This is a genomic window from Flavobacterium magnesitis, from assembly GCF_041729735.1.
GTDB lineage: Bacteria > Bacteroidota > Bacteroidia > Flavobacteriales > Flavobacteriaceae > Flavobacterium > Flavobacterium magnesitis.
Genome location: NZ_JBCFQK010000045.1, coordinates 1 through 2,621, shown reverse-complemented (window position 1 = coordinate 2,621; position 2,621 = coordinate 1). Strand labels below are relative to the sequence as shown.

At 35.6% G+C, this 2,621-nt stretch carries 2 protein-coding genes; both read right to left on the bottom strand.

Annotated features, from left to right (window positions below):
* Window positions 1–138 precede the first annotated feature (138 nt).
* Window positions 139–876 (bottom strand): IS21-like element helper ATPase IstB, encoded by a 738-nt coding sequence (istB, locus tag AAGV33_RS16290; protein WP_373393426.1) that lies wholly within the window; start codon window positions 874–876, stop codon window positions 139–141.
* Between the two features lie 16 nt (window positions 877–892).
* Window positions 893–2,440 carry an IS21 family transposase gene (istA, locus tag AAGV33_RS16285; protein WP_373393424.1) on the bottom strand — a complete coding sequence of 516 codons (1,548 nt, stop codon included), beginning with the start codon at window positions 2,438–2,440 and terminating at the stop codon, window positions 893–895.
* Window positions 2,441–2,621 lie beyond the last annotated feature (181 nt).

The following is a 2,621-nucleotide window of genomic DNA, read 5'->3' as shown; positions in this document are numbered from 1 at the left end:
TGCAAATTCCAGTAATATTGACCACCCAATTCCAATTTAAAGTGACCACCTAATTCCGGAGCAAAATGACCACCTCCATTTTTCATTAAAAACTACTCTTTTTCATCTGTTAATTAGTATTCAAATATACTTAAAATATTATCCTTTGTTTATACCTCTTTTTTTTCTCATAGATTCTCCATGTAATTCGAGTCGGTGAGATTGATGTATAAGCCTGTCCAAAATTGCATCAGCTATAGTTTTTTCGCCAATTATATCATACCAACCTTGGACTGGGATTTGTGATGTCACAATTATGGAACCATTATTATGCCTGTCTTCAATGATCTCCAAAAGGGTAATTCGGTTGTGACTATCTAATGCTTGGAGTCCAAAATCGTCAAGTATAATAACGTCTTGCCTTTCAATTTTAGCAAGTTCTCGCAGGTAAGAACCATCAGCTTTGGCCATTTTTAGTTTAGCAAACAACTTCGAAGTATTAAAATAACTCACCTTAAAACCTTGTATACAGGCTTGATAACCTAATGCAGTGCCTAAATAACTTTTACCCACACCAGTACTTCCCGTGATTAAGATATTTTCATTTTTTTCTACAAATTCACATTCTGCCAGACGCAGAACCATATTTCTGTCAAGATTGCGTGATACATCAAAATTGACGCTTTCAATATTTGATTTATAATGGAATCTGGCATTCTTGATACTTCGTTCAATACGACGATTGTGTCTTTCGTCCCATTCCGCATCAATAATCATCGATACAAACTGATCTAGCGTGTAATGGTCTGTTTTTCCGCTTTCAATGGCTGTTTTAAAAGCCTTGAACATGCCATAAAGCTTCATTTGTTTCATTTTTGTTACTGTGGATTCATTCATGTTTTCAAGATTTAATTTAGTTATAATAATGTTTTCCTCTTATGTTGCCGTGACTCGGGAGTTCTTGCTCCGGTTCTTGTTCAAAATCAATATGGTCTAAGTTGTTTTCTAAAATATTTTGTATCGTCTTAAAATTGTAAATTCTAAAATCGAGTGCTCGTTTACAGGCATTTATTAATCGCTGCTTACCAACCTTTTTTTCGAAGTTTAGTATTCCCAAACAACTTTTATAAGCCTGTTCAGGGTGGTTTCTGCTTTCGATTATCTGCATAATATATTCTCCCACTGATTCATCAATACTACTTGCCCAATCAATAAATCGAGCAGCGCTCCATTGGGCTACAAATTGATGTGTACTGGCTAAATGCTCTGGAGTTGTGGTATAGACATAAGGTTTGTAATTCCGCTGATGGACAGCTATTCGATTGTATTTATAATAGATCTCCACGGTTGATTTGGTATACAGGAGTTTCGCTTTTTTCTTTACATATTGGTACGGAACACTATAATAGTTTTTGTCTTGACTTAATTGGACATGCCCGTTTTGCATTATTGTTGCAAAGGATTGGTATTTGATTTCAAAGCGTTCTTGTGGTAGTGGGCGCAGTTTTTGTTTCTCATCTTCTAAAAACAATTCTTTTCGAGAGTAAGGACGTCCAGTGAGTTTTCGACTATTATGAGCATCCAATAAATCCCATACTTGCTGGTTTAATTCTTCTAGAGAAAAGAATTTGGTTTCTTTTAGAGTCACATAAATCCTTCTGTACAATATCTTGACAGCCCCTTCAACTAATGACTTATCTCTGGGTTTATAAGCTCTGGCAGGCAAGATTGTAGTTTCGTAATGTTCCGCTAAATCAGCCAAAGTTTCATTGATTGTTGGCTCAAAACGACTGCTTTTTATTACTGCAGATTTTAAATTATCAGGGACAATTGCCGCAGGAGTGCCTTCAAAAAAGCGCATGGCATTTTCTACCGAAGTGACAAAATCTTCCTTCTGTTGGCTCATGGAAGCTTCAGCATAGGTGTATTGACTGGCTCCCAATATGGCCACAAAAAATTGTACTTCTTTGATTTCTCCTGTGTCATTATCAATAATGGAGAGTGTTTTTCCGGCATAATCCACATACATTTTATCACCGGCTTTGTGATTCATATGCATTACTGGATTGACTCGTTTACTCCATGTTTTGTAATGATGAGCAAATTGCGAACTCCTGTAACCATCAGGGTTTATGCCAACATATTGTTCCCACATATGTTGTACGGTAACGCCAACTTTTTTTAGTTCACGTTCCATTTTAGGGAAAAAATTATGGAGTGTCTGCAATTTGGGACTAATTGATTCCACAGTAGTCTGTGAAAACAAAAGTTCTAGTTCAGCATCTGTTTTTTTATCAATTAATTCAAAGCTTAATCCGAGGACTTCGAATAAAGAAATATACTTCTTTACCGTATTCCTGGAAAGGGATAAGTAGCTACTTATAAATAACTTACTCTTTCCATCACAATAGAATTTAATTACTTTTCTAATTTTACTCATGTCTGTTATTTTGTTTGCCATAATCCGTATTTTTTTTAACGAATGTATGGTTCTAACAACATGAAAAAGTCAGTAGTTTTTATTAATCAATTTACCCCGAAATTAGGTGGTCAATTTGAACTGGAAAATGGTGGTCAGTTTGCTCCGGAACTGGTGGTCAATTTACACTGGAAAGAGGTGATCAATTTGACCGGTTTTTCCA